We start from the raw sequence: 26,690 nt of genomic DNA, 5'->3' as shown, positions 1-26,690 counted from the left end.
GCCTCGGACAGGGGCTGGCCGCTGGCCGACCGACCAGCCGGAGCCGCGGGCACGGCGGCGGGATCGGGAGGGAAGGCGCGTGGAGCGTTACGACATCTTCCAGGACATCGCCGAGCGCACCGGCGGCGACCTCTACATTGGCGTGGTCGGTCCGGTGCGGGCGGGGAAGTCCACCTTCGTGAAGAAGTTCGTGGAGCTGCTGGTCCTGCCCAACATCGCCAACGAGCACGACCGGCAGCGCACCCAGGACGCGATCCCCCAGAGCGGGGCCGGCCGCACCATCATGACCGCGGAGCCCAAGTTCATCCCCGACGAAGCCGTGGAGATCCAGGTCAAAGAGGGCCTGACGGTGCGCGTCCGCCTGGTGGACTCGGTGGGCTTCCCCGTGCCCGGTGCCATCGGCTACACCGAGGCCGACGGGCCCCGCATGGTCACCACCCCCTGGTTCGAGGAGGACATCCCCTTCGAGGAGGCGGCGGTGGTCGGAACGCGCAAGATCATCACCGAGCACTCCACCCTGGGCGTCGTGGTGACCACCGACGGCAGCTTCGGCGAGATCCCGCGGGAGAACTTCGTCGAGGCCGAGCAGCAGGTGATCCGCGAGCTCAAGGAGCTGGGCAAGCCCTTCGTGGTGCTGCTCAACACCGCCGACCCCCTCTCGCCCGAGACCGCCCAGCTGGCGGAGACCCTGGCCTTCGACTACGACGTCCAGGTGATCCCCATCGCCCTGAACCGCGTGGGCGAGCGGGACCTTTTGGTGGTGCTGGAGCAGCTGCTGCTGGAGTTCCCCGTCCGCGAGCTGGTGGTGCGGCTGCCGGCCTGGGTGGAGGAGCTGGATGCGGACTTCTGGCTGCGGCGCCACTACGCCGACGCCATCCAGGCCACGGTCCAGAACGTGGAACGCCTGCGGGACGTGGAGCGGGCCATCGCCCAGCTGGCCGAGTACCAGCACGTGGAGAAGGTGCAGCTGGAGGAGCTCGACCTGGGCACGGGGGTGGCCACCGTCGACGTGGCCGTGCCGGAGGAGCTGTTCTGGCAGGTGCTGGGCGAGATCGGCGGCATGGAGATCCGCGGCAAGGAGGCGCTGGTGCGGCTGATCCGCGACCTCAGCAAGGCGAAGGCGGTGTACGACCGCATCGGCCGCAGCCTGGAGGAGGCCGACGAGCGCGGCTACGCGGTGGTCCTGCCCGCCCTGGACGACCTGGTGTTCGAGGAGCCCGAGCTGGTGCGCAAGGGCGGCCAGTTCGGCGTCCGCCTGCGGGCCAGCGCCCCGACCCTGCACCTGTTCCGCACCGTGGTCAGCACCGAGGTGGCGCCGATGATCGGTTCGGAGAAGCAGTCGCAGCAGCTGGTCAACTACCTGATGGAGAAGTTCGAGGACGACCCGCGCAAGATCTGGGAGTCCGACATCTTCGGCAAGTCCCTGGACGAGCTGCTCAAGGAAGGCATCGAGGACAAGATCCGCTCGATGCCCGAGCACGCCCAGGCCAAGATCCGCGAGGCCCTGGAGCGCATCGCCAACGAGGGCAGCGGCAACCTGATCTGCATCATCATCTGAGGCCGCTCTTGAGGCCGCTCTTCCCGGTCGACCGGTCCGCCCGTCCCGCGACGGGCGCCATCGGCGCGCACCGCCGACCGTGGCCGCCGCCGTCGGGTCCCGGGTGGGGAAGGGGGATGGAGCGGGTGGATCCCGACACCACCGGCATCGTGGTGGCCGTGCCCCTGATCGCCGGACTGGTCGAGCTCCTCAAGCGCCAGGGCATGCCCACCCGGTGGGCGCCCCCGGTGGCGCTGCTCTTGGGCACCGCCCTCGCCATCGGCTACGCCCTGGCCGGTCAGAGCCTGTGGTTCGAGGCCCTGATCCAGGGGCTGGCGCTGGGGCTCGGCAGCATGGGCCTCTACAGCGGCGTCAAGTACTACCGCCGGCCCGAAGGCTAGCAGCCGCTTACGACCGCCGGCCCGCAGGTTCGCAGCCACGCCCCGCCCCACGCCGACGGGGACCCGCCGCTGCCGGCCCCGGCCGACGGGCCCCCGCCCCTGCCGACGCGATCCGATGGGCCACCACCGGCGCCGACTCCAGCCGCCGGCGCCCCCGCGCGGCCCCGTGGATCCGGCGCCCCCCTCCGGAGCGCCCGGCGAGGCCGCCCTGGCGCGGCTCGCTCGTCCCGCGTCCGTCCCCCGCCGCCCCGCCCGGCGAACGCGGCGGCACCGATCCGCTTCCCTCGCCGCCCCACGGCGACGGGGGCGACATGCCCCAGCCCGGCCCGTCCCCGGGCGGCGCACCATCGAGGCCCCGGTGCCCGGTCCGCCCACCGGCGGCGGAAGACCGCGCCGGCGGTGCGGGCGGGTTTCCGGCGCGGGCAGCCGGGGACGCGCGGTCCGAGCCCAGCCCGCCCGGGCTCGGCGGCTCCCCCGTCCCAGCGATCCGCCCCGGGTCGCTCAGCCCGCCTCGACCACCACGGGGTGCTCCGCGATCTGCCCCTCCACGATGCGGAAGGCGCGCAGCACCGGGGGATCCGTGGCCAGCGACGCGATCAGGTAGTAGGCCTCGGGGTAGTAGGCGTAGCGCACGTCGGTGGGCGAGGGGTAGGCAGCCGAGTGGGGATGGCTGTGGAAGATCCCCCACAGCTCCTCGCCGCGCTCCTCCATCGTGGTGAAGATGCGCAGCTGGTCCTCCGGGTCCACGGTGTAGCGCACCGGCGACCGCTCGGCGTTGCGCGCGGGGTAGAACGCGACCGGGCGGCCGCCGCGCCCGCCCACGATGCCGCACGCCTCCAGCGGGGCCTCGGCCCGCGCGTGGGCGAGCATCGCCTCCACCAGCGACCGGGGAAGAACCAGCGGGGGCGGGGCCTCGTCGCCCCGCCCCGGGACGATGCCGGCGCCCACCGGTCCCCGACTCACCGCCCGGACCCCGCCTCGACGGGCAGCCGGTAGTTGCGCCAGGCGATCATCCCGCCCTTGAGGTTGTAGACGGCCGGGAAGCCCGCTTCGTGGAGGAACTCGGCCGCCAGGCGGCTGCGCTCGCCCACCTCGCACACCATCAGCAGCGGCCGCTCGGGATCGATCTCCTCGAGCCGCGCACCCAGCTGGGCCAGCGGCACCAGGCGCGCGCCCGGGATGTGGTCGCGCTCGTACTCCCACGGGTCGCGCACGTCGATGATCTGGACCTGGCCCCCCTCGATGAGACGGCGCGCCTCGACGGGCTCGAGCTCCGCCGGCCCCTGCCCGGCGTCGGGGAGCGCCTCCGTCGCAGCAGGCGCGGCGGGCGCGGCCGCCCCACCCCCGGGCCCGGACCCGGACCGATCCGCCGCGGCGCCGCGTTCGTCCCGTCCGGCACGCCCCGATACCCCGGCGTTGGCTTCCGTCGCGGGCGCCGCCCCGGCCGGCGCCGGCGTCCCCGGCGCCGCAGCCGGCCGGCCTGTCGCCACGCCGTCGCGGGCCTCGGTGCCCGCGGCGGGGCGGCCCGCCGGCGTCACCCGGCCGTTGGCGCGGCTCTGGGCGCTGCCCGGCAGCGGCACCCCGCAGAAGGCCTCGTAGTCGATCAGGTGCGTGATGGTCGGGTTGTCGCCGCAGACCGGGCAGTTGGGGTTGCGCTGCCAGTGCAGGATCTGGTAGCTGGCGCTGAGGGCGTCGTAGATCAGCAGCTTCTCCGCCAGCGTCTCGCCGATGCCGAGGAGGATCTTGATCGCCTCCAGCGCCTGCAGGGTGCCCATGTGACCGGCCAACGCCCCGAGCACCCCGGCCTCCGCGCAGCTCGGCACCATCCCCGGCGGCGGCGGCGACGGGAACAGGCACCGGTAGCAGCCGCGCCCGGGCAGGAAGACCGTGGCCTGCGCCTCGAAGCGCAGGATGCTGGCGTCGACCAGCGGCTTGCCCAGCAGCACGCAGGCGTCGTTGACCAGGTAGCGCGTGGCGAAGTTGTCGCTGCCGTTGATCACCACGTCGTAGTCCTTGAGGATCTCCAGGGCGTTCTCCGCGTTGAGGAACGTGCGGTGCTCGATCACCCGGACGTCGGGGTTGAGGTCCTCCAGGTGGCGACGCGCCGCCTGGGTCTTGGGCCGACCCTGGTCGTGGTCGAAGTAGAGGATCTGGCGATGGAGGTTGGAGACGTCCACCCGGTCGCCGTCGATGATGCCGATGGTGCCGACCCCCGCGGCCGCCAGGTAGATGGCCGCCGGCGAGCCCAGGGCGCCGGCGCCGACGATGGCGACCTTGCTGTCCAGCAGCTTGCGCTGGCCCTCGACGCCGACCTCGGGCAGGCGCACGTGGCGCGAGTAGCGCTCCATCTGCTGCTCGGTGAGCAGCGGCGCCGGGGACCCGCCATCGGAGCCGCCGGCCATGGCGGGGATCAGCGCCACCTCGTCGCCGTCGGCCAGCGGCGTCTCCGCCCCCTGCAAGGTGCGGATCTCGCGCTTGTTGACGTACACGTTGAGGTGATGGGCGATCTGATCGCCCTCGAACAGGCGCGGGCGCAGGTCGGGATACCGCTGCGCCAGGGTCTCCAAGAGCTCCTTCACGGTGGCCGCCTCGAGCCGCAGGCGGGCCTCGCCGGTGATGGAGCGGTACGGCGTCGGGATGTAGACCTCGACCACGGGCAACACCTCTTTTTCATCGAAACGCGATCTCATCGACTACTATACAAGGAATTGTGCGGCCGAGGGAATCCCGCCCGGGGGCGACGGGCGGCAAGGACCGCCGCGGGCCGCCACCCGCGGGCCCCGCGGGTCACCGGGAGCGAAAACCCCGCGGGTCCGCACCCGCGGGGTTCGTCGGTCGGGCTGCCCGGATTTGAACCGGGGACCTCTACCACCCCAAGGTAGCGCGCTAACCAAGCTGCGCCACAGCCCGTCGCAGACTCGAGGCCATTCTAGCACGGCCCCCCGCATCCCGCAACACGCGCCGCCCCTGCGGCACCCGGCGGGCCCGTCCGCGGCGTCCCACGGCCCCGGGGAACCCGCACCGCCACCGGTGCCGGGCACGAGCTCGGCCGGGGTATAGCGCCCGCGGGGCGGGGCAATCTTCTGGCAGGGAGGTCCAGCTCCATGCCGGTCGATGGCGCTGCGGACGAACCGGCCGTCCCGCCGGGCCCCGTGTGGTGGCTGGTGGGGCCTGCCGCCGGCGGCCTGCGCACCTACGTGGAGACCGTCGGCCGTCACCTGGCGGCCGTGGGCGTCGACTGGGCCGTGGTCCCCCTGGTCGGCGCCCCGCGGCTCCAGCCCGCCGGCGGGGTCGAGGCCGACACCCCAGGGAACCTCTGGGCGGCGCATCGCGGCGGTCCCGCCGGAGCCCCCGACCCCTGGCCGGCGGTGCGGGCGCTGGCGGAGACCGTCGTCGGCCTGCGCCGCCTGGCCCGGGGCCGGCCGCCGCGCCTCCTCCACGCCCACGGCCTGCGGGCCGCGGTGGTGGCGACCCTGGCCCTGCCGCACACGCCGCTGGTCGTCACCCTGCACACCTTCCCGCGCGGGTGGTGGCAGCGCCAGGCGGCCCGCTGGGTCGCCCGGCGCAGTCGCGCGGTGGTGGCCGTGTCCCGCTCCCTGGCCACGTGGGCGGCGGCGCACGGCATCGCCGCCGCGGCCCCCGGAAGGCCGCCCCAGGTCCACGTGCTGAGGCCGCCCCTGGCGCGGCCCGGGCGGGCCGCGCTCCCGCGGCGGCGCGCCCGGCGAATCCTGGGACTCCCAGAGCTGGGTCCGGTGGTCGGCACCGTCGCCCGGCTGAGCCGTGAGAAGGGCGTCGACGTGCTCCTGCGGGCCGTGGCCCTGGTCCACCACGCGGGCCACCCGGTCAGCTGCGTCGTGGTCGGCTCCGGCCCGGACGAACCCGGCCTGCGGCGGCTGGCCCGCCGCCTCGGCATCGAGCCCTGGGTGCGCTGGGCCGGACCGAGGGAGGGGGCGGCTCGCCTGCTGCGCGCCATCGACGTCTACGTCCAGCCGTCGCGCCACGAGGCCTACGGACTCGCGGTGGCGGAGGCCATGGCCGCCGCGCGTCCCGTGGTGGCCAGCCGCACCGGCGGGCTGGTGGAGCTGATCCGCGACGGCGTGGACGGACGCCTGGTGCCCCCGGGCGATGCCCACGCCCTGGCCCGCGTGCTGCTCGGCTTGCTGCGGGACGAGCGCGCCCGCCAGCGGCTGGCGCGGGCCGCGGTGGCCCGCGCCAGCCGCTGGCCGGACGGGGCCCAGGTGGCCCGCCAACACGTGCAGCTCTACGCCGAGGTGGCCCCGGGGGCGGTTGCGCCCGCGCCGCGGCGCGGGCGCAACCGCCGGGCGTGAGGCGCCTCCCCCCGGGCCCAGGGCGCAAGGGGGTCGACGCGGTGCGGGCGACGCGGACCGAAGGGACCCGGGCCCACGCCACCGGCCCGAAGACCCTCGCCGTGGCGGCCGTGGCCCTCGCGCTGGTGGCGGCGACGGTGGCGGCGGGCCACGGCCTGGCGGCCGCTCTGGGGGGCGCCGGTCGCCTGGCGATCGGCGAGGGGAGACCGTGGGTCGCCCCCGCGGACCCGCCCGGCGTGCCGTCCCCCCGACGGACGGTGACGGTGGTGGCCGCACCCGGCCTCGACCTGGACCTGCTCCGCCAGCTGGCCGCCGCGGACCCCACCTGGCGCGAGCTCCTGCGCAACGCCGCTGTCGGCCTGATGACGTCCCACACCGGCGGCTACTACGGTCGCGAAGCCGGCTACCTGACCCTGGGAGCGGGCGCGCGGGCCGTCAGCGGTCCCACCGCCGGCTGGGTCCTGCCCGGGGACCAGGTGCTGGAACCCGGGACGGCCGCGGGCCTGTTCGACCGGTGGTGGCCGCCCCGGGAGGCGCCGTGGCCGGGTGCGGCGATCCCGGCCGCCCGCGCCGGCGACGCGGGCGCGGCGCGGACCGCCGGGGCCGCCGACGACGGGCTGGTCCCGGTGGTCCACTGGGGGTGGCAGGCCCTCCGGCGGGCCAACGAGGACCTGGACCACCCCGTCCCCTTGGGTTCCCTGGCCACGGCGCTCCACCGCGCCGGCATGGCGGTGGCCGTGCTGGGCAACGCCGACCTGCCGGGGGGCCCGTGGGCCGTCGCCCGCCGGGGCGCCGTCCTCATCGCGGCCGACCAGCGGGGATGGGTGGACCTGGGCCTGATCGACGGGCGCTCCCTGGAACCCGACGCCTCCTTCCCGGGGGGCTGGCGCACGCGCTGGGAGGCGGTGCTGACGGGGTGGGCGGCGGCGCGACGCCACGCGTCGCTGATCGTCATCGAGGCCGGCGACCTGGGCCGCCTCGAAGACCTGGCCCCCACCCTGACGCCGGAGGGACTGGAGGCGGCGCGCCGGTCCGCGGGCGCGCGCCTGGGGCGAGCCCTGGCCGCCCTCCAGGCGGCCCTGGGCCCGGAGGATCGACTGGTGCTGCTCAACCCCGCGCCCCGTGACGAGGCGCGGGCCGCGGGGGAGACCCTCCTGCCGGTGGCGACGTGGGGGGCGGGGCCGGGCCTGCTGACGAGCCCCTCGACGCGCCGGGCCGGTCTGGTGGTCAACACCGACGTGGCGCCGTCCATCGCGGCCCACCTGGGGGCACCGCCCCACCCGGCCTGGGTGGGCCGGCCGTGGGCGGTGGTGCCCCCCGGCGACGGCCCGGCGGCAGCCTCCGCCGGGTCCCCCGGCGGCGCTCTGGACGCCCTCGACCGGCTCGATCTGGCCATGGTGGCCAACTACCAGCGGCGCGCCGCGTTCATCCGCCTGTTCGTCGGCGCCGGCCTCGTCCTGTGCGCGGGACCCCTGGTGGCCCTCTGGCGGCGCAGCCGGCGGCTGGAGCGCTGGTCCCGCTGGCTGCTGGCCCTGGCGGCCTTTCCCCTGGCCAACCTGTTGCTGCCGGCCTGGCCGACGGGACCGGGGTGGTCCTGGTGGTCGGGGGCGCCGTCGGTGGTCCTGGCCGCCGGGCTGGCGTTGGCCGCGGCCGCCGCCGCACGGCGCCTGACGGCGAACCCCGTGGCGGCCTTCGGGGCCGTGGGCGCGTGGACGGTGGCCGTCGTCGTCGCCGACCTCCTGGCGGGGGGATGGTTGGCGCAGCTCACGCCCTTCGGGTACTCGCCCATCGGCGGCGCCCGCTACTACGGCCTCGGCAACGAGTACATGGGCGTGCTGATCGGTGCCGCCGCGGTGGCCGCGGCGGCCTGGGCCGAAGGCCGGCGCCGCCAGCACGGGGGGAGGGAGGCGGGCGGCGGGACGGCCCCGGCGCCGCCGGAGCCGTCCCGCCGCGGCCTCGCAGCCGGGGGCACCGCCGCGGCTTCCCGGGCCGTTCCCCTCAGCCTGGCGGCGGTGGCGCTGCTGCTGGCCGATCCGCGGCAGGGCAGCAACTTCGGCGGCGCCCTGTCGGCCGCCGTCGCCGCCTGCGGTCCAACCCTGGCCGCGAGCCTGGCGGCCCACCGGTCCCTGCGGCGGCGGGCGGGAGCGGTGTTGGTCCTCCTGGCCGTGCCCGTCGGCGTGGGCCTGCTGATGGCGCTGCTGGATCGACAGATGGGCATGGGGGCGAGTCACGTCCTGACCACGTGGGAGCAGGTGCGGGGCGTGGGACCGGAGGCGCTGGCGGACGTGGTGGCCCGCAAGGTGGCGATGAACCTGCGGCTGATGCGCTACACCAACTGGAGCTACCTATTTGTCATGCTGGTCTTCGTCTACGCCTTCGTCATCTATCGCCGCGCCGCCGTGATCCGACGGCTGGAGCGCAGGGTACCCGAGGCGGTGCGCGGCCTGGCGGCGGTGGGGGCGGGTAGCCTGGCCGCCCTGGTGCTGAACGACAGCGGGATCGTGGCCGCCGCCACCACCCTGGTCTACGGGGCAACCCTGCTCCTCGCCCTGGTGGCGGGGGAGGCGGGGGCCGACCCGCCGGGACGGGGCCCGGTCGAACCGGCTCCCCGTTGTTGACACGGCGGGGCAGGTTGCTACAATGAATCCTGGTTCTCGCGGGACCAGCCGGGGAATCCGCTTTTGTGCTTTTGGATTCCCAAATCTGACGCCGTCTGGCGGCGGAAAGGTTGTGAAACTCGGTCACGAAAAGGGGGCGAGGCGCATGCGGGCGCTTGGGCGGCACATCCTGGCCGAGGCCTACGATTGCGACCCGGCGGTGCTGGACGACGTGAACCTGGTGGAGTCGATCATGGTTGAGGCGGCGCTGGCCGCCGGGGCCGAGATTCGTCAGGTCGCCTTCCACAAGTTCGCCCCCCAGGGCGTCAGTGGGGTCGTGGTGATCTCCGAGTCCCACCTGACGATCCACACGTGGCCGGAGTTGGGCTACGCCGCCATCGACGTCTTCACCTGCGGCGACCACGTCGACCCGTGGGACGCGTGCCACTACATCTTCGAGCACCTGCGGGCGGGCCGCGTCGCGGCGACGGAGACCCAGCGCGGCATCCTGGACGAGCACGACACCCCGAAGCTGCAGCCGGTGGCCCTGCGCCGGGATGCCGCCGGTTGACTGGTGACGGGCGGACCCCGGCCGGGGCGGCGGAAGTGCGGTTCGACCGCACTTCTTTTTTTGCGTCCGGGCCGCCCGGCGCCGCACCGCCCCGGGGTCTTGCATCGCGCCGGCAGCGGACGGGGGCGACCGACGCGAGCGAAGGAGGATGCCCTGTGGAGCGTACCTTCGTGATGGTCAAGCCCGACGGCGTGCAGCGCGGCCTGGTGGGCGAGATCATCGCACGCCTCGAGCGCAAGGGCCTCAAGCTGGTGGCGCTGAAGATGGTGCGGGTCAGCGAGGAGCTGGCGCGCCGCCACTACGCCGCCCATGAGGGCAAGCCGTTCTTCCCGGGCCTGATCCGCTTCATCACCTCGGCGCCGGTGGTGGCCATGGTCTGGGAGGGCCGCGAGGCGGTGGCCGTGGTGCGCAACCTCCTCGGACCCACCGACGGCGCCAAGGCGGCGCCGGGCACCATCCGCGGCGACCTGGCCAACGACATCGGCTTCAACCTGGTGCACGGCAGCGACTCCGTCGAGAGCGCCCGACGGGAGATCGACCTCTGGTTCCGGCAGGATGAGCTGCTGGACTGGGAAAATCATAGGGAAGCCTGGCTGTACGACCGCGGCTGAGATCCCCGACCGCAGGGCAGGCGAGACCGGACGGGGGCTGGGCCACCGGCGGCGCCGCCGCCGGCGCGGCCGCCAGGGCCGCACCCGCGCCGGTGGGACCGGTGGCGCCCTCGCGCAGCGCGGCGCACGCCCCGCCCCAACGGCCCCGGTCCGGCGGCACGGAGGCCACCCATGACCCGAAGGGACGAGGGACGCGGCGACGGACTGGTCGCGGCCGCCGAGCAGCACCTGCGGGCGGTGGCCACGCTGGTCCGGCATCACGGCCGCGCCATCTTGGAGCGCTTCGACATCACCCCGCCCCAGTTCGACGCCCTCCTGGTCCTGATGCGCCACCCGGACCTGACCATGGGGGAGCTCTGCCAGCACCTCTATCTCGCCTCCAGCACGGTCACCGATCTGGTGGACCGCCTGGAGCGGCAGCAACTGGTCCAGCGGGTGCGCGACCCCGACGACCGGCGGGTGATCCGGCTGCGCCTGCTGCCCCGCGCCCGCGAGCTGATGGACGCGGTGCTGGAGGCGCGCCGCGCCTACCTGGCGCGGGTCCTGGCCCACCTGGAGCCGGCGGATCGGCAGGGGCTGCTGCGCTCGCTGGAGCGCCTGGTCGAGGCCATGCGCCGGGAGGGTGGGGGGCCGCCGGCGGCGACCGGCCCGGCGGTGGGCGCCGGCGGAGAGGCGGCGGGCAGCACCACCGGAGCCTCGGCTCCGACCGGCGACGGTGGCGAAGGGAGGAACCGGTCCGTGCGCTTGGCCATCATCGGCGGGACGGGGGTCTACGACCCCGCGATCCTCGAGGACGTGCGGGAGGAGACGGTGGTGACGCCCTACGGCCGCGCGACGGTCCGCATCGGGACCTTCCGCGGCCTGGAGGTGGTGTTCCTGGCCCGGCACGGCGCCGGGCACACGGTGCCACCCCACCGGATCAACTACCGCGCCAACATCTACGCCCTGGCCGCCCTGGGGGTACGACGGGTCGTGGCCACGGCGGCCGTGGGCTCCCTGCGCCGGGCGCTGGCCCCCGGGCACTTCGTGTTGGTGGACCAGTTCCTGGACTTCACGAAGAACCGGGTCGCCACGTTCTTCGAGGGGGGCGAGCAGGGGGTCGTCCACGTCGACGTCACCGAGCCCTACTGCCCGGAGATCCGGGCCCGTCTCGCCGAGGCGGGTGCGGCCCTGGGCCTGGCGGTCACCAACGGCGGCGTGTACGTGTGCACCGAGGGCCCCCGCTTCGAGACGCCCGCCGAGATCCGCATGTTCGAGCGTCTGGGGGGCGACGTGGTGGGCATGACCAGCGTGCCCGAGGTGGTGCTGGCGCGGGAGGCCGGGCTGTGCTACGCCACGGTGGCCATGGTCACCAACTACGCCGCGGGCATGGCGGGCCAGCCGCTGACCCATGAGGAGGTGCTGGAGGTCATGGCGGCCAACGGCGCCAACCTGCGGCGGCTGATCCTCGAGGCCCTGCCCGGGCTGGCGGCCGCGCCCACCTGCCGCTGCGCGGCCACGCCGGCCCCGCTGCGCATCCCCGCGGCCCAGGGCCCCCACCCGTCGGGGGAGCCGCAGTCGTGACGGCCGCCGCCAGCCCGCCGCCCAGCCGGATCCGCGACCCCGGCCGCGCCGCATCCGGCTGGCAGAAGATCCGGTGGGTCGAACCGCACATGCCCGTGGTGGCCGCCCTCGAGCGGCGGCTGGCCGAACGCGGGAGCCTGCGCGGGCGCCGGATCGCCATCTGCCTGCACCTGGAGGCCAAGACGGCGCGGATGGCCCTGGCCCTGCACCGCGCGGGGGCGCAGGTGGCGATCTGCGGCTCCAACCCGCTCTCGACCCAGGACGACGTGGCCGCCGCCCTGGCCGAGGCGGGGGTGGCGGTCTACGCCTGGCACGGCGCCACCCCCGCGGAGTACGCGGCCTTCCTCGACGACGCCGTCGCCTTCGGGCCGCACCTGGTCCTGGACGACGGCGGCGACCTGGTGGCGCACCTGCACACCCGTCACCGGGACCGCCTCGGCTCCGTCCGGGGCGGCACCGAGGAGACCACCACCGGCGTCCTGCGCCTGCAGGCCATGGCGCGGGACGGCGTCCTGGCCTTCCCCATGGTGGCCACCAATGACGCGCGCATGAAGCAGCGCTTCGACAACCGCTACGGCACGGGCCAGTCGGTCTGGGACGGCATCATGCGGCTGACGAACCTGGTGGTGGCGGGGAAGACCGTCGTGGTCTGCGGCTACGGCTGGTGCGGCAAGGGCGTGGCCGAGCGGGCCCGCGGCCTCGGGGCGCGGGTGATCGTCTGCGAGGTCGACCCGATCCGGGCCAACGAGGCCCTGATGGACGGCCACCAGGTGATGCCGTCCACGGAGGCCGCGGCCCTCGGCGACGTGTTCGTCACCGTCACCGGTTGCCGCGACGTCCTTGTGGCCGAGCACTTCCGCCGCATGAAGGACGGCGCCCTCCTGGCCAACGCGGGCCACTTCGACGTGGAGATCCGCAAGCCCGATCTCGAGGCGCTGGCGCGACGCGTCGAGGAGGGGCGACCCGGCGTCCGCACCTACGTCCTCGACGACGGGCGGCGGCTGCACCTCCTGGCCGACGGGCGGCTGGTCAACCTGGCGGGCGGCGACGGGCACCCCGCGGAGATCATGGACCTCTCCTTCGGCCTCCAGCTGCTGGCCCTGGAGTGGGTCGACCGCGAGGCGGACCGGCTGGGTCCGGGGGTCCATCCGTTGCCGGAGGCGCTGGACCGCGAGGTGGCATCGCTCCACCTCGAGGCGCGCGGCATCCGGATCGACCGGCTCCGTCCGGAGCAGGTGGCCTATCTCGCCAGCTGGCGGGAGGGGACGGCCTGAGGGCCGGATCGACGGGACCCCGCGACCCGCGCCCCGCCGGCCGCCCAGGCCGATCCGGCGTATCCGCGGGGGCGGGAGCGGCTCCGCCGACGTCCGGGGCGGGACCGCGAGGCGGCGCCGAACCACGCCGGAAGGTCCGGCCGCCGCCCGCCGGGGGGTCGGGGACGGCGCAGGGGGGACGCGGGGTTCCGCATCCGGCGCGGACGGACCCGGGGAGGAGGGAGGAGGGAGGAGGCGGCGATGCCGTCACGGGTGCTGATCGAAGGGGGTTGGGTGTTCGCCGGCGAGGGCGACGGCCCCTTCCAGGTGGTGGAAGACGGCGTGGTGGCCGTCGAGGGCGAGCGCATCGCCTACGTGGGCCCGCGGGACGGGCTCGATCCCGCCTGGGAGCCCACCCGCCGCATCGACGCCCGCGACAAGGCCGTGCTGCCCGGCCTGGTCAACGCCCACACCCACCACGCCATGTCGCTGTTGCGCGGCTACGCCGACGACGTGCCCCTCATGCCCTGGCTCGAACGGCACATCTGGCCGGCCGAGGCCCACCTGACGGGGGACGACGTCTACTGGGGGACGCTCCTGGCCATCGCCGAGTCGCTGCTGGCGGGGGTCACCACCTTCGCCGACATGTACTTCTTCATGGATCGGGTGGCCCAGGCGGTGGTGGAGACCGGGGTCCGGGCCCACCTCTCCCGGGGCTTGATCGGCGTGGCCCCCGGCGCCGACCAGGCCCTGGCCGAGGGCAAGGCGTTGGTGGCGGCGTTCCAGGGGGCCGGCGACGGCCGCATCCGCTGCGCCCTGGCGCCCCACGCCCCCTACACCTGCCCACCGCCCTTCCTCGCCCGGGTGCTCGAGGCGGCGGCCGCCCTGGGCTGTCCCATCCACACCCACCTGGCGGAGACGCGGGCCGAGGTGGAGCAGATCCGCGCCCAGTACGGCAAGAGCCCCATCCGCCACTTCGCCGACCTGGGCGTCTTCCAGCACCCGACCCTGGCCGCCCACTGCGTGCACGTGGACGCGGACGACATCGCGATCCTCGCGGAACACGGCGTGGCGGTGGCCCACAACCCGATCTCCAACTGCAAGCTGGCCAGCGGCATCGCGCCGGTGCCCGACCTCTTGGCCGCCGGCGTGACGGTCGGCCTGGCCTCCGACGGCGCCGCCAGCACGAACCACCTGGACCTCTTCGAGGAGATGCGGCTGGCGGCCAGCCTGCAGAAGGTGAGCCGCTACGACGCCACCGTCCTGCCGGCGTGGCAGGTCCTGCGCATGGCCACGGTGGGCGGGGCCCGCGCCCTGGGCTTCGACCGCCTGGGCTGCCTGGCGCCCGGCTATCTGGCGGACATCGTCGTCCTCGACCTGCGGGCGCCGCACCTGCGCCCGCGCCACGACCTGACCAGCCTGGTGGTCTACTCCGCCAAGGCGTCGGACGTGGACACCGTCCTGGTCCACGGCAAGGTGCTGGTGGACGGCGGGGAGCTGCTCACCGTGGACCTGGAACGGGTCGAGCACGAGGTGGAGGAGCGAGCTCGACGCCTGGCGCGGCTGGCCCGGGGTGGGGCCGCGGACGGGACGCCCTAGTAGCCCCGTTCCTTGTCGACCACGTTGCGCAGCGGTTCACCGCGGACGAACCGGCCCAGGTTGTCGAGGAACAGCTCCAGCGCCGCGCCGGTGTAGTCGCGCATGGCGCCCGCGTTGTGGGGCGTGATGAGCACGTTGTCCAGGGTCCACAGCGGGTGGTCGGGCGGAAGCGGCTCCTCCGCGAAGACGTCCAGGCCGGCGCCCGCGATGCGCCGCTGGCGCAAGGCCTCGAGCAGGGCCTGTTCGTCCACCACGGCGCCGCGGGCGACGTTGATCAGGAAGGCGTCGGACCGCATCGCCGCCAGTTCCTCCCGGCCGATCAGGTGGCGGGTCTCCGGCGTCAGCGCCGCGCTGACCACCACCCAGTGGGCCGGGGCCAAGATGCGGCGGAGGTCGGCGGGCCCGACCACCGCCTCGATGCCCTCCTCCGGCGCGGGGTGGCGCCGGCAGGCGAGGACCCGCATGCCGAACACCCGGGCCCGGCGCGCCACCTCGCGGCCGATGGCGCCCAGGCCGACGACGGCCACGGTCTCGCCGGCCAACTCGCGCATGGGGAGACGGCGCCACTCCCGGCGCCGCTGCTGGTCGAGGTAGGCCGGCAGCCGACGGGCCCAGGCGAGCATGAACATGAAGACGTGGTCGGCGATGGTGGCGGCGTGCATACCCCGGGCGTTGGTCAGCACCACGGGGTGCCAGCGGAGCTCCGGCACCGCCCCGAGCATCGCGTCGACCCCGGCGTAGGCACACTGGATCCAGCGGAGACGTCGGGCGGCGGCCAGGCGGGCGCCGGTCAGCTCGCGCCCGAAGAGGAAGGCCACCTCGGCGCGGGCGAAGGCCTCGTCCAGCTGTTCCGGACGAACCCGGCCGGGCAAGAGGTGCAGCCGTACCCCCGGCGCCGCCGCCTGGACGCGCGCCGCCTGTTCCGGCGAGAGGGGGACGGTGCAGAGGATCTCCAGGGCCATGGGGCTCGACCTCCTCCTCCCTGGGGATTCCTTGGCGGGCGCGACCTTCCTCTCGGACCCCGCCCCGCCGCCCGCGAACGGCGCCGGCGCCGACGCTCCCTGGCGGCACCGCCCTCGGAGGCCCCGCCGGCGCCCGCACCGGCGGGTCGCCCCGCGCCGGCGGGCTCGCGCCGTTGGTCGGCGTCTCCTCGCCCGAGGAGGGGCGGGAGGGTGCGATGGGCATCACCGTCTATCTGATCCGGCACGGCGAGACGACGTGGAACCGGGCCGGCCTCTACCAGGGCCAGCGGGACGTGGCCCTGTCGGCCCGGGGGCGACAGCAGGCGCGCCAGCTGGCGCGGCGCTTCGCCCGCACCCCCCTGGACCTCGTGCTCACCAGCGACCTCCGCCGCGCGCTTGAGACGGCCCGCGCCCTGGCGGCGAGCCGCCGGCCGCCGGTGCCGCTGGAGGCCGATGGCCGCCTACGCGAGATGTCCTTCGGCCAGTGGGAGGGGCTGCCGCTGGCGACGATCCGCGCCCGCTTCGGCGACGACTACGCCGCGTACCGGGCGGACCCGGCGGAGGGACGGCCCACGGGCGGGGAGACCTTCCGGGAGCTGGGCGAGCGCGCGTGGGCGGCCGTCGCCGAGCGGCTCGCCCGGCCCGGGCTCCGCCAGCTGGCCGTGGTGGCCCATGGCGGGACGGTCAAGGCCCTGCTCTGCCGGCTGCTGGACCTGCCGCTGACCCTGCGCCCGCGCCTGCTCATCGACAACGCCAGCGTCACCGCCGTCGAGCTGCGGGGGGGTCGACCGCCGCTGCTGCGCTACCTCAACGACACCTGCCACCTGCGACACCCCGGTTCCCGGCGCGCCCGGGGACCCGGTGCCGGCGGCACCCGCCCCGCCGCCGAGCCCGGGCAGCAGGGGCCCGGATGACGAGGCCGGGCGGCCCACCCCCGGCGGGCCTGCGCCCCGGCCAGGGGACGGCGTCCGCCGACGACCGCATCAGTCCCCTTCGGCTCGGACCACGCCGCCCCAGGGCCTGCGATGGGCCGGTGCGATGTGGTACCATGGCGGATACCGGCGATCGCCGGCGCGGGGGATGGCGGCGTCGGCGGGCCGGCGCGCGACGGGAGCCCGAGAGGCTGGGAGGCACCAGCGTTGCGGGTACTACTGGTCAACGACGACGGCGTCTACAGCCGGGGGATCCAGGCGCTGCGCGCCATCCTCGAGGAGCGGACGGACTGGGAGGTCTACGTGGTCGCACCCGACCGCCAGCGCAGCGCGTCGGGGCACGCCATCACGCTCCACAAGCCCCTGTACCTGGACCCCGTGGACATCCCGGGGGCCCGCTCGCCGGTCTACGCGGTCAACGGGACGCCGGCCGATTGCACGAAGCTTGGCCTCCTGGCGGTCCTCCCCGGTCCGTGCGACCTGGTGATCTCCGGCATCAACCGCGGCGGCAACCTCGGCTTCGACGTGCTGTACTCGGGCACCGTGTCGGCGGCCATCGAGGGCGTGATCATGGGCGTGCCCGCCATCGCCGTCAGCCTGGCCGCCTGGGACGACCCGGACTACGGCCCTGCCGCCGCCTTCACGGCGCACCTGGCCGCGATGGTGGCCAAGAAGGGGCTCCCGCGCGGCGTCCTGCTCAACGTCAACGTCCCGCCCCTGCCGACGACCCAGATGGCGGGCGTGGCGCTGACGGTGCTGAGCCGGCGCAGCTATCACGACCGCTTCGAGAAGCGGGTGGACCCCCGCGGTCGGCCGTACTACTGGTTGGCCGGCGAGCCCGTGGAGGAGCCGCTCTCCGTCGAGACCGACGTCGGCGCCGTCCGCGCCGGCTACGTGTCCATCACGCCCCTGCAGCTCCAGCTCACGGACCGCCGGACCCTGGCCCACCTGGAAGGCTGGATGGAGGAGCTGGAGGCCGGCCTCGGCGGTCGCACGGGCACGCCCGCCCGTCGCGCGTGAGCGGCGCTTGCGCGCGGGGGCGGGCTGCGCGCGGGTCGGAGGGCGACGGGCCCGCACCGGTCATGTCCAAAGGGCGTCCGGGGACCGGGCGGCATCGGCGGGCGCTGCCCCGCGCGCAGGGCCGGTTGGCGCTCCCCGGGCGGGCCGGAGGCCGGGCCGCTGCGCACGGGCCGGTGGCCGGCGCGACGCGCCCGGGCCGGTGGCGGCTCCCCGTCCACGGGCCGGGGCGTTCCCCCGCGCGGGCCGGTGCCCGGGCCGCCGCGCCCGGCGCGCCGGCGGCGGACCGAGAGGCTCCGACCCGCGGCCGGCGCCTGGACGGGGAGGCTATGTGCCGGGCCCCTGGCCCCGGCGGCGGACCGAGAGGCTTCGACCCGCGGCCGCCTTGCCGGCCGGTTTTTTCTAGGCTAGCGGCAGATGCCTCCGGCCACGCTACGAACGGGTCTCGATCGGGGTGGCACCGGCAGGGTCCAGCACCCTGACCGGTCCGCCGGATCGGGACCACGGACCCCGTCGTCGCGGTCGTACGCCGATCGCCCCATGCCTCCGATCCCCCGGGCCACGGCCTGGCCGGGCCGGCGCGTTCGCGCCGGCCCGGCCCTTGATCCGCCGTTCTACATCGATCCCCGCCGCCATATCCATTGTCCGTAGGGATCGCACCCCGTCGGCAGCCGTCTCGGCGAGGCCGTCGGCACCCGTCCCGGCGAGGGGGGATCGGATCGTGCAGGGAGCCGACGTCAAGGAGCGGTACCGGACGCCCCCGCCCTTCGACGCCCGCGCGCCGGCCGTCGGCGCCGCCGTCGCCCTGGTGCTGGTGCTGCTGGCGTCGGGCGTCCTGGCCCTGGCGGTGTACCTCACCGCGCTGCACGAATACCAGCTCGAAGCCCTGCTCTACTACCTGGGGACGGGGGCCACCGCCGCCGGCGGCCTGGTGGCCGCGCGCTGGGCGGACCACAAGGGGTGGCTCCACGGCGGCGCGGCCGGCCTGCTCTACGTGCTGGTCGGCAGCGTCCTCGGGCACTGGCTGTTCCCGGGGGACGCATCACCGCTGGCACACCTGGGACCGCGCATGGTGCTGGGATTCGTCCTCGGCGCCATCGGCGGCGTGGTCGGCATGCTGCTGTGACGGCGATGGGAGGCCAGCCGGGCGTGATCACCCGTCGTTCCGCACCGTCGTCGCCCGGCGCCGCCCAGCCACCCCGGGCCCGAGCGTCCCGCGCGGGGGCCGCGTCGGGCACGGCCTCCGACCTGAGGGAGCCTGCGCCATCGGCGGCGGACTGTCCCACCGTCGCCCGGCGGGCGGGCGCGCCCCGGCCCGGTGGGCCGCGGCGCGCCGAGCCCTGGATCCCCGTGGTGGTCGCCTTCCTGATCGCGGCCGCGGCCGGGTGGGGCGCCGGTCAGCTGTGGCGGGAGGTGTCCGCCACGCCCCTGGACGTCACCGCCCTGGCGGCCGGCCGGGGCACCGAGGCCCGGGACGCCCACGCCCCGGCGCCATCGGCCGCGGCCGGCCGGCGTCCCGACGCGGTGCTGGCGGCGCAGCCGACGGTCCACGTGGTCCAGCGGGGGGAGACCCTCTACCGCATCGCGCGCCGCTACGGGGTCAGCGTGCAGGAGCTGGCGCGGCTCAACGGGCTGGACGACCCGGCGCGCATCCGCGCCGGCCAGCGGTTGCGGATCCCGGCCCGCGCGCCCGGGGCGGGCGGCGACCCGCCCGACGGCGGGGCCGGTTCGTCCGGATCGCGAGCCGGCGGCCCCGGCGGCGGCCCGATCACGAACCCGCAGGCGACCGCGGGAGACCGCACCGAAGCGGGCGCCTCCGGGCGCGGATCGGCATCCGGTGGGGCGGGGGACGCCGCCCGGCGCCGGGGAGCGGCGGACCGCGCCGGCGGCGGGATCGTGGCGGTGACCTTCAACGACGGCCCGGATCCGGCCACCTGGCCCGCCCTGCTGGACGCCCTGGACGCCGCGGGGGCGAAGGCCACCTTCTTCCTCGAGGGCGCCAAGATGGAGCAGCATCCCCAGCTGGTCCAGGAACTGGCCCGCCGCGGCCACCAGGTGGAGAACCACGGGTGGAGCCATCGCAGCCCGCAGGAGCTGGGCGCGGCGGCCACCCGTGCCGAGATCCGGCGCACGGCCGCCCTGATCGCCCGGTTGACGGGCCGGCGCTCGCTGTACTACCGACCCCCGGGCGCGCTGCGGGGGGCGGACGTCTTCCGCTGGGCCCACGCCGAGGACCACCAGGTGCTGCTGTGGACGAACATCGGCGCCCAGGACGTGCCCCCCCAGCCGCCCGACCAACTGGCGGCCCGGGTGGCGGCGAGCGCCTACAACGGCGCCATCCTGATGCTCCACGCCACCCAGCCGGGCACGGTGCAGGCGTTGCCCGAACTGCTGCAGCGCCTGGCCGCCCGGGGGCTGCGACCGGTGACGGTGGACGAACTCCTCGCGGCCCTGGCGGCCTCCGCGGAGCCGGCAGGACGGGCCGCCCATGGGGCGGCTGGAGGTGCGGCGGGAGCGGGCGGAACGTGAGACCCAGGACGGCCCCCGCCGGTTCCCAGCGCAGGGGCCGCGCGGGCCGGTCCCCGCGCCGGCCCGCGCGGCCCCGCGAGCCGGCCGCGGCGCGACACCCCACCCGCCCCCGCCGCAGGATCGCCCCCCGCCGGCCGCGAACTCTGGCCCTAAGGGGGGAGCGGCGTGACCGTCTACCGGAACTACATCAACGGCCGCTGGACCGAGCCGCGCTCGGGCCGGTACGTGGACAACGTCAACCCCGCCACGGGCGAGGTGCTGGGCCGGGCCGCGGTGGGCACCGAGGAGGACGTGGCGGAGGCCGTCGCCGCCGCCAAGGCGGCCTTCGCCAGGTGGCGCAAGGTGCCCGCCCCGCGCCGGGCGGAGATCCTCTACCGGGTGGGCGAGCTCTTGCGCGAGCGCAAGGAGGAGCTGGCGCGCAAGATGACCCAGGAGATGGGCAAGGTGCTGCCCGAAGCCCGCGGCGACGTGCAGGAAGGCATCGACATGGCGTACTACATGGCGGGCGAGGGCCGGCGCCTCCTGGGCTACACCACGCCGGCGGAGATGCCGGACAAGTTCGCCATGGCGGTGCGGGAGCCCATCGGGGTGGTGGCGGCCATCACCCCGTGGAACTTCCCCATGGCGATCCCCACCTGGAAGATCATGCCCGCCCTGGTGGCCGGCAACACCGTGGTCTTCAAGCCGGCCACCGACACGCCCTGGATGGCCTACGAGCTGGTGCGGATCTTCGAGGAGGCGGGCCTGCCGCCCGGCGTGCTCAACCTGGTCTACGGCCCCGGGGAGACGGTGGGCGAGGCCCTGTTGCGCCACCCCGACGTGCACCTGATCTCCTTCACCGGGTCGGTGGAGTCGGGCCGGCACGTCAACCAGGTCGCCGGCGCCCAGCTGAAGCGGGTCCACCTGGAACTGGGTGGGAAGAACGCGGTCATCGTCATGGACGACGCCGACCTGGACCTGGTGGAGCAGGCCGTGACCTGGAGCGCCTTCGGCACCACCGGCCAGCGCTGCACCGCCACGAGCCGACTCCTGGTCCACGAGGCGGTCTACGACCAGGTGGTCGAGCGGCTGGCCGCCCGGGCGGCCAAGCTGCGCCTCGGCAACGGGCTCGACCCGCAGACCGACGTGGGACCGCTGATCAACGGGCGCGCCTTGGAGAAGGTGGCCTACTACGTCGACGTGGGCCAGGAGGAAGGCGCGCGGCTGGTGGTGGGCGGCCGGCCGGCGACCGAGGGGGAGCTGGCGCGGGGCTTCTTCTTCCAGCCGACGATCTTCGCCGACGTCACGCCCGACATGCGCATCGCCAACGAGGAGATCTTCGGCCCCGTGCTGGCGATCATCAAGGTCCGCAGCCTGGAGGAGGCCATCGCGATCAACAACGGCGTCCAGTACGGCCTCTCCAGCGCGATCTTCACCCGCGACGTGCGCAACGCCTTCGTCGCCATGCGCGACCTGGCCACGGGCATCTGCTACGTCAACCACGGCACCATCGGCGCCGAGATCCACCTGCCCTTCGGCGGCATGCGGGCGACGGGCAACGGCCACCGGGAGGCGGGCCTGGCCGCGCTGGAGGTCTACACCGAGTGGAAGGCGATCTACGTCGACTTCAGCGGCCGCCTGCAGCGGGCCCAGATCGACGAGGTCAAGATCGAGGACATCGGCTAGGCAGGCTAGGAAGCGCGCCGGCTCGCGGACCCGCCCGGGGCATCGCAGCGGACCGGGCCCGGCCCCGGAGCGGGGCCGGGCCCGGTCCGGGCAGGATCCGGTGCCGGTCCGGGCACGGGTCCGGCCACGGTTCGGCGCGATCCGGGCAGGGTCCCGGCACGATCCGGCCCCGATATTGGGAAAGATCCCGCGCCGACGCCCCGGGCCGCAGCAGCCGCGCCCACCCCTCAGCGGGGTGGGCGCGGCTGCTGGCGCGCCTGGCGGAGCTGCTCGGGGAAGAGGGGGTTGTGCTCCGCGAGCCCGGCCCGCCGGTGGGCGGCCACCGCCGCCTCGAGGTCGTACGGGACGCGGATCAGCGCGATGTCCAGGGCGGGCGGGCGGCCCGTGGGTCGCACCGTGGGTCGCACCTCGATGAGGGAGTAGGCGGCGCGGGGATCCTCGTCGAAGGGCATGCCCACGCTGCCGGGGCCGACCATCCACCGCCCGTCCTGGCGCCAGGCCAGCTGCCGGTGATGGTGCCCGAAGAGCACCAGGTCGGCCGTGACCCCTGCCAACGGTCCCTCCGCCTCCGGGTCGGGCGCGCCACCCGGCCCGGCCCCGGCGGCACCGCCGGTTCCTCCACCGGCGCCGTTCCAGGGCAGCAGCGGCTCCTCGTCCGAGCGGGGCGAGCCGTGGACCAGCAGGACGCGCAGCCCCTCCCACTCCACCTCGAGGCGCTCGGGTCGCTCCCCCAGCCACGCCAGCCGTTCGGGTCCCAGCATCTCGCGCCACGGCCGCAGGAAGGCGTCGGCCTCCGCCGGCGACAGGTTGGGCACGCCACCCCCGCGGGCCAGGTATCGGTCGGTGTTCCCGCGCACCGTGGGGATGGCCCGCTCCCGCAGCCGGTCGACGCACCGGGCCGCGTCCGGCCCCTGCAGGGCCACGTCGCCGAGGCAGTACACCGCGTCGACCCCGCGGCCGTCGATGTCGGCCAGCACCGCGTCCAGGGCGGCCCCGTTGCCGTGGATGTCGCTGATCACCGCCACCTTCACCGCGTTCCACCTCCTGGGTGTGCCGTCGACCTGGGGGCTCGGCGCTCCGGATCGCCGCGGGCCGCTGCGGGCAGCGCTGACGGTGCCCCATCCATGCCTCAGGCCACGGCCACCGGCGGTCGGTGCCCCCTCAGGGCGCGGGCGAGGCCGCGGATCGCGCCGAGGCCGAGGATCTGCAGGCAGCCCGCCAGGCCCCAGGCCACCGCGTAGTGGCCGGCGGCGTCGACCACGCGGCCGAACAGCGGCGGGGCCAGCATGGTGAAGACGTACAGCACCGTCATGCTCATGCCCAGCGCCGGCGCCGACCGCCGCCCGGCGCACTCCGCCACCACGGTGGTGTAGAGCCCGTTCCAGCCCAGGCAACCGAAGCCGCCGAGGGCCGCCAGGACCACCATCGCCCCTGCCGCCGCGGCACCCCCCTCCGGGCGTCCCACCAGCGCCACGAGGGCGAGCAGGGTGGCGACCACCAGCCCCGTCCAGGCCGCCCCGGCCATGGGCCGCGTCCGCTCCCCCGCGAACCGCCGATCCGACGCCCATCCCCAGGCGAGCCGCCCCAGCATCCCGCCCAGGTGGACCACCAGCAGGAGCCGCCCCGCCGCCCCCGGCGACCAGCGGAAGACGTCCTCCATGAAGAGGGGGAGGTAGCCCGTCAGGCAGAACTGGACGGCCGCCAGGAGACACGCGGCGAGGGTCACCCACACCAGGGGCGCCTGCCGGAGGAACCACCCGACCAGGGCCCTCCCGCCGGCGTCCGCCGGCTGCCGCTGGCTCCGGCCGCCGCCCGTCCCGCCGGCGGTGGGCACGCCGGCGTCCGCCGTGGCCCCGCGGGTGGCGCCGGGTTCGTCCCGGGGAAGAACCAGCCCGACCAGCACCCCGCTGGCCGCACAGGCCAGGGCGGCCATCAGGAGCGCGGCCCGCCAGCCCCACCCGCTCGCCAGGCCGGGGAGCAGCAATGCGGCTGCGAACCCGCCCGCCGGCAGGCCCGCCTGGCGGATGCCCATGGCCAGGCCGCGCTCGCGGACGGGAAACCAGCCGACGACGGCGTGGCTGCCCGCCACCTGGCTGGACGGGAAGCCGGTCCCCGCCAGGACCAACAGAGCCAGCAGCGCGCCCAGGCCGCGGCCCGCCAGGGCTGCGGCCGCGGTGACCACCCCCGTCAGGACCGCCCCGGCGGCCATGACCCGCCGTTCGCCATAGCGATCGGTCAGCCGGCCGGTCAGGTAGAAGGTGAGCAGGGCGCCCAGGTCGAAGGCGCCGAGGACCATCCCCGTGGTGGACAGGGAGAGCCCCAGGTCGGCCCGGACGAAGGGAGCCACCACGGGGATGCCGAACCGCACGGCGGTGAGCCCCGCCTGCTGGAGGGTGGCCAGGGCGAGAAGCAGCCAGCGATTGCGTGGAGCCCCCGGTGCGTCGGGCCTGCCATCGGCCGGTCCGGCCCGGCGCCCCGATCGCCGCTGGGGCCGGCGGTCGAGCCCGGCGCCGGGTTCGCCGCCGGTGCCGCCGGTCCGCGGGGGTCCGCCGGTCTTCGTAGCCATCGCCCCTTTCCGCCCTGGGATTTCCTCAGGGGGAGGGCCTGCTCCTGCCAGGGCTCGGCGGGCGGTGGCCATCCCTTGACGACGCTGCCGGCGATGGGATACGCGGTGGGAGGGGCCCATCGCCGGGGAACCGGGGCGTGGGCCGCGGGATGGGCCGGGCCAGGCCTCCGGCGACGGGTGGGGCACGATCCTCCGGGTCGTCCGCCCCCCTCGTCCGGGCCTCAAGGCGTCGGCAACCCGGAGAGCGGAGCAGGGGGGAAGATCATGGCCGCTACCATGAAGGCGATGTTCATCCGTTCCTTCGGCGGGCCCGAGGTCTTCGAGGAACGGGAGGTGCCGATCCCGGAGCCGGGACCGGGAGAGGTCCTGGTCGAGGTCCATGCCTCCTCGGTCAACCCCGTGGACTACAAGATCCGGCGCAACGGCACGTGGGCAGGCGTCCAGCCGCCGGCCATCATCGGCTACGACGTCTCCGGGGTCGTGGCGGCCGTGGGTCCCGGCGTGACGGACTTCAAGGAGGGCGACGAGGTCTACTACACGCCGGAGATCTTCGGCGGGCGGCCGGGGAGCTACGCGCAATACCACGTGGCCCGGCAGGAGATCGTCGCCCGCAAGCCGGAGAACCTGTCCCACACGGAAGCGGCGGCGGTGCCGCTGGCCGGCGGCACGGCGTGGGATGCCCTGATCACCCGCGGCGGGCTGCGGGTCGGGGAGACCGTGTTGATCCACGGTGCCGCCGGCGGGGTGGGCCACTTCGCCGTGCAGATCGCCAAGGCCGCGGGCGCCTTCGTCTACGCCACGGCCCGGGCCGAGAACATGGAGTTCGTCCGGTCCCTCGGGGCCGATCGCGTCATCGACTACCGCAACCAGGACTTCGTCGAGGTCGTCCAAAGGGAGACGAACGGCCGGGGCGTCGACCTGGTGCTGGATACGGTGGGCGGCGACGTGTTGGGCCGGAGCTTCGAGGTCACCCGGCCCCACGGCCGCGTGGTGAGCATCCTGGGCGGGCAGGTCAACCTGGGCCCGGCCTACTTCCGGAACCTGACGATCCACGGCCTCTTCCTCGAGCGGGCCCGGTACAAGCTGGACGCACTGCGGACCCTGATCGAGGGCGGCCAATTGCGCCCCGCCCTGGACGGCGTCCTGCCCCTCGAGGAGGTGGCCGAGGCCCATCGCCGGCTGGAGGAGGGGGGCGTTCGCGGCAAGATCGTCCTGCGGGTGCGCCCCTGAGCCCCCTGGGACGTCGCGGGACGGACGTGCGAGGGCACCAGCCGGCGTTTCCGCGACCGTGATCCGTGAGGGGGCCCGCGGGCCGCAAGCGAGACTCCGAGCCCATTCGCGGGGCGACGGCGGGGAGGAGCCGGGCATCGCGAGGTCGAGGGGGATGGGAGGAGTTCGGCCACCGGGTGGCCGAACTCCTCCCCGTCCTTTTTCCTATCGTGGCGACTTGCCGGGTCGACGGCTCGCGTGCGGCGCCGACGGCATTCGGCGGACGAACGGGCGGGGAGGGGAAGGGTCCATGTCGGCGTGGTGGGCGCGGTATGGACGGCTGCGGCTGGCCTGGGCGGAGCCCGGGATCCTCGAGGTGGTGCTCGAGCGGCCGGAGACCCTCAATTCGGTCGATGCCGAAACCCATTCGGAGCTGACCCGGATCTGGCGCGACCTGGACGAAGACCCCGCGGTGCGCGTGGTCCTGGTCCGGGGTGCCGGGAAGGCCTTTTCTGCCGGCGGCGACTTCCGCCTCGTGGAGGCCATCATCCAGGACCCGAAGACGCGGGTGCGGGTGTGGAAGGAGGCCCGCGACCTGGTCTACAACGTGATCGACTGCTCCAAGCCCATCGTCTCCGCCATCGAGGGCCCGGCGGTGGGCGCGGGTCTTGCCGTGGCGCTGCTCGCCGACATCTCCGTCGCGGCCCGCAGCGCCCGGCTGCTGGACGGCCACGTCCGCCTGGGCGTGGCCGCGGGCGACCACGCCGCCATCATCTGGCCGCTGCTGATCGGCATGGCCAAGGCCAAGTACCACCTGCTCCTCAACGAACCGCTGACGGGGGAGCAGGCCGAACGCATGGGCCTGGTGTCGCTCTGTGTCGACGACGGGCAGGCCCGGGAGGCCGCCCTGTCCATCGCCCGACGTCTGGCCGAGGGCAGCCCGACGGCCCTCCGCTGGACCAAGTACGCGCTCAACAACTGGTTGCGGTGGGCCGGCCCGATCTTCGACACGTCCACAGCCCTGGAGTTCTTGGGCTTCACGCTGCCGGACGCCGAAGAAGGGCTGGCCTCGCTGCGCGCCAAGCGGCCGCCGCGGTTCGGATCCGAGTCGCCGCTGTAGGGGGTCGCCGCTGTAACGTTGGCTCCCCGCGCCGCGGCGCCGCGCGGATCCAACGCCGGTGGCCAAGGCCAGCGGCTCCGGCTTGCCAGCTTGGCGAGGCTGATGAACAGCGCCGGCCGGTCGGCTGGGTGGCGGGTGCCCTCGAAGGCCCACGACCCAGGGCGGCCGTGCGCGAGGAGGTCGGCTCGCCACGCGTTAGTTAACATAATGCTACTTATGCGAACTTAGGG

The 26,690-nt window shown here is 75.2% G+C and carries 21 protein-coding genes, 1 tRNA gene and 1 pseudogene; 17 read left to right on the top strand and 6 right to left on the bottom strand.

Translation table 11 applies throughout. From position 1 onward, the window contains the following. Nucleotides 1-79: 79 nt before the first annotated feature. Both spoIVA and Q5761_RS05435 read left to right on the top strand, forming a co-directional pair. Nucleotides 80-1,558 (top strand): stage IV sporulation protein A, encoded by a 1,479-nt coding sequence (gene spoIVA, locus Q5761_RS05440; protein WP_135225413.1) that lies wholly within the window; start codon nt 80-82, stop codon nt 1,556-1,558. A 116-nt stretch (nt 1,559-1,674) separates the two neighbouring features. Next, nucleotides 1,675-1,938: a hypothetical protein gene (locus tag Q5761_RS05435; RefSeq protein ID WP_135225412.1), complete on the top strand. Its 264-nt coding sequence runs from the start codon at nt 1,675-1,677 to the stop codon at nt 1,936-1,938. Between the two features lie 501 nt (nt 1,939-2,439). On the opposite strand, the gene Q5761_RS05430 is transcribed toward Q5761_RS05435, so the two are convergent. The 3 genes from Q5761_RS05430 to Q5761_RS05420 form a co-directional block, all read right to left on the bottom strand. Further along, nucleotides 2,440-2,901, bottom strand: coding sequence for a Mov34/MPN/PAD-1 family protein (locus Q5761_RS05430; RefSeq protein WP_135225411.1), 462 nt, complete (start codon nt 2,899-2,901; stop codon nt 2,440-2,442). Further along, nucleotides 2,898-4,592 (bottom strand): molybdopterin-synthase adenylyltransferase MoeB, encoded by a 1,695-nt coding sequence (gene moeB, locus Q5761_RS05425; protein ID WP_318751478.1) that lies wholly within the window; start codon nt 4,590-4,592, stop codon nt 2,898-2,900. The genes Q5761_RS05430 and moeB overlap by 4 nt, the downstream gene beginning before the upstream one ends. Before the next feature lie 181 nt (nt 4,593-4,773). Beyond that, a tRNA-Pro gene (locus tag Q5761_RS05420) sits at nt 4,774-4,848 on the bottom strand. 194 nt (nt 4,849-5,042) lie between these two features. Here Q5761_RS05420 and Q5761_RS05415 point away from each other — a divergent pair. The 8 genes and pseudogenes from Q5761_RS05415 to Q5761_RS05380 all read left to right on the top strand — a co-directional run bounded on the left by Q5761_RS05415 (nt 5,043) and on the right by Q5761_RS05380 (nt 14,460). After that, nucleotides 5,043-6,266: a glycosyltransferase gene (locus Q5761_RS05415; protein ID WP_318751477.1), complete on the top strand. Its 1,224-nt coding sequence runs from the start codon at nt 5,043-5,045 to the stop codon at nt 6,264-6,266. Nucleotides 6,267-6,307: 41 nt separating this feature from the next. Then, a complete protein-coding gene (locus Q5761_RS05410; protein ID WP_318751476.1) occupies nt 6,308-8,884 on the top strand; it encodes a hypothetical protein in 2,577 nt (858 codons plus the stop codon). A 145-nt stretch (nt 8,885-9,029) separates the two neighbouring features. Next, nucleotides 9,030-9,434 carry an adenosylmethionine decarboxylase gene (gene speD, locus Q5761_RS05405; protein WP_135225407.1) on the top strand — a complete coding sequence of 135 codons (405 nt, stop codon included), beginning with the start codon at nt 9,030-9,032 and terminating at the stop codon, nt 9,432-9,434. A 155-nt stretch (nt 9,435-9,589) separates the two neighbouring features. Continuing rightward, nucleotides 9,590-10,045, top strand: coding sequence for a nucleoside-diphosphate kinase (gene ndk, locus Q5761_RS05400; RefSeq protein WP_318751475.1), 456 nt, complete (start codon nt 9,590-9,592; stop codon nt 10,043-10,045). Between the two features lie 171 nt (nt 10,046-10,216). Then, a pseudogene (locus Q5761_RS05395) lies at nt 10,217-10,540 on the top strand (MarR family winged helix-turn-helix transcriptional regulator); the annotation flags it as partial. Between the two features lie 243 nt (nt 10,541-10,783). After that, nucleotides 10,784-11,608 carry an S-methyl-5'-thioadenosine phosphorylase gene (mtnP, locus tag Q5761_RS05390; RefSeq protein ID WP_318751617.1) on the top strand — a complete coding sequence of 275 codons (825 nt, stop codon included), beginning with the start codon at nt 10,784-10,786 and terminating at the stop codon, nt 11,606-11,608. Then, the gene (locus Q5761_RS05385) at nt 11,605-12,882 is read left to right on the top strand and encodes an adenosylhomocysteinase (RefSeq protein WP_318751474.1); all 1,278 of its coding nucleotides are present in this window, start codon (nt 11,605-11,607) and stop codon (nt 12,880-12,882) included. Before mtnP ends, Q5761_RS05385 begins: the two co-directional genes overlap by 4 nt. A 240-nt stretch (nt 12,883-13,122) precedes the next feature. After that, a complete protein-coding gene (locus Q5761_RS05380) occupies nt 13,123-14,460 on the top strand; it encodes an amidohydrolase (protein WP_318751473.1) in 1,338 nt (445 codons plus the stop codon). Here the strand turns inward: Q5761_RS05380 and Q5761_RS05375 are convergent. Further along, entirely contained in the window at nt 14,457-15,422 is a 966-nt protein-coding gene (locus tag Q5761_RS05375; RefSeq protein WP_135225402.1) for a D-2-hydroxyacid dehydrogenase, read from the bottom strand. The genes Q5761_RS05380 and Q5761_RS05375 overlap by 4 nt on opposite strands. Nucleotides 15,423-15,637: 215 nt before the next feature. Between Q5761_RS05375 and Q5761_RS05370 the strand changes: the two genes are divergently transcribed. The 5 genes from Q5761_RS05370 to Q5761_RS05350 all read left to right on the top strand — a co-directional run bounded on the left by Q5761_RS05370 (nt 15,638) and on the right by Q5761_RS05350 (nt 21,565). Then, on the top strand, nt 15,638-16,336 hold the full coding sequence (locus tag Q5761_RS05370) for a histidine phosphatase family protein (protein WP_318751472.1): 699 nt from the start codon (nt 15,638-15,640) through the stop codon (nt 16,334-16,336). Nucleotides 16,337-16,561: 225 nt separating this feature from the next. Beyond that, nucleotides 16,562-17,374, top strand: a complete 813-nt coding sequence (gene surE, locus Q5761_RS05365; protein WP_318751471.1) for a 5'/3'-nucleotidase SurE — start codon at nt 16,562-16,564, stop codon at nt 17,372-17,374. A 718-nt stretch (nt 17,375-18,092) separates the two neighbouring features. Continuing rightward, nucleotides 18,093-18,497, top strand: a complete 405-nt coding sequence (locus tag Q5761_RS05360) for a TIGR04086 family membrane protein (protein WP_318751470.1) — start codon at nt 18,093-18,095, stop codon at nt 18,495-18,497. Nucleotides 18,498-18,520: 23 nt separating this feature from the next. Next, a complete protein-coding gene (locus Q5761_RS05355; RefSeq protein WP_318751469.1) occupies nt 18,521-19,900 on the top strand; it encodes a polysaccharide deacetylase family protein in 1,380 nt (459 codons plus the stop codon). Nucleotides 19,901-20,065: 165 nt separating this feature from the next. Beyond that, complete coding sequence (locus tag Q5761_RS05350; RefSeq protein WP_318751468.1) at nt 20,066-21,565, top strand: aldehyde dehydrogenase family protein; 1,500 nt, start codon at nt 20,066-20,068, stop codon at nt 21,563-21,565. 227 nt (nt 21,566-21,792) lie between these two features. Here the strand turns inward: Q5761_RS05350 and Q5761_RS05345 are convergent, their stop codons facing one another. Together Q5761_RS05345 and Q5761_RS05340 are read right to left on the bottom strand one after the other, a co-directional pair. Beyond that, the gene (locus Q5761_RS05345) at nt 21,793-22,596 is read right to left on the bottom strand and encodes a metallophosphoesterase family protein (protein ID WP_318751467.1); all 804 of its coding nucleotides are present in this window, start codon (nt 22,594-22,596) and stop codon (nt 21,793-21,795) included. Between the two features lie 98 nt (nt 22,597-22,694). Next, nucleotides 22,695-24,131 (bottom strand): MFS transporter, encoded by a 1,437-nt coding sequence (locus Q5761_RS05340; protein ID WP_318751466.1) that lies wholly within the window; start codon nt 24,129-24,131, stop codon nt 22,695-22,697. 264 nt (nt 24,132-24,395) lie between these two features. Here Q5761_RS05340 and Q5761_RS05335 point away from each other — a divergent pair, with 264 nt between their 5' ends. Beyond that, nucleotides 24,396-25,361 (top strand): zinc-dependent alcohol dehydrogenase family protein, encoded by a 966-nt coding sequence (locus tag Q5761_RS05335; RefSeq protein WP_207669859.1) that lies wholly within the window; start codon nt 24,396-24,398, stop codon nt 25,359-25,361. Nucleotides 25,362-25,650: 289 nt separating this feature from the next. Continuing rightward, nucleotides 25,651-26,460, top strand: coding sequence for an enoyl-CoA hydratase/isomerase family protein (locus tag Q5761_RS05330; RefSeq protein WP_135225394.1), 810 nt, complete (start codon nt 25,651-25,653; stop codon nt 26,458-26,460). Nucleotides 26,461-26,690: the final 230 nt, after the last annotated feature.

It is taken from the genome of Thermaerobacter composti, from assembly GCF_033582035.1.
In the GTDB taxonomy this organism is placed as follows: domain Bacteria; phylum Bacillota; class Sulfobacillia; order Thermaerobacterales; family Thermaerobacteraceae; genus Thermaerobacter; species Thermaerobacter composti.
The sequence above is the reverse complement of the archived record's forward strand: the minus strand, read 5'-3'. Positions and strand labels throughout refer to the sequence as shown.

Coding starts and splice junctions, on each gene's coding strand:
- Q5761_RS05370 (WP_318751472.1), top strand. CDS start 15,638: ATGGGCATCACCGTCTATCTGATCCGGCACGGCGAGACGACGTGGAAC.
- Q5761_RS05375 (WP_135225402.1), bottom strand. CDS start 15,422: ATGGCCCTGGAGATCCTCTGCACCGTCCCCCTCTCGCCGGAACAGGCG.
- Q5761_RS05415 (WP_318751477.1), top strand. CDS start 5,043: ATGCCGGTCGATGGCGCTGCGGACGAACCGGCCGTCCCGCCGGGCCCC.
- speD (WP_135225407.1), top strand. CDS start 9,030: ATGCGGGCGCTTGGGCGGCACATCCTGGCCGAGGCCTACGATTGCGAC.
- Q5761_RS05330 (WP_135225394.1), top strand. CDS start 25,651: ATGTCGGCGTGGTGGGCGCGGTATGGACGGCTGCGGCTGGCCTGGGCG.
- Q5761_RS05340 (WP_318751466.1), bottom strand. CDS start 24,131: ATGGCTACGAAGACCGGCGGACCCCCGCGGACCGGCGGCACCGGCGGC.
- Q5761_RS05335 (WP_207669859.1), top strand. CDS start 24,396: ATGGCCGCTACCATGAAGGCGATGTTCATCCGTTCCTTCGGCGGGCCC.
- Q5761_RS05435 (WP_135225412.1), top strand. CDS start 1,675: ATGGAGCGGGTGGATCCCGACACCACCGGCATCGTGGTGGCCGTGCCC.
- Q5761_RS05380 (WP_318751473.1), top strand. CDS start 13,123: ATGCCGTCACGGGTGCTGATCGAAGGGGGTTGGGTGTTCGCCGGCGAG.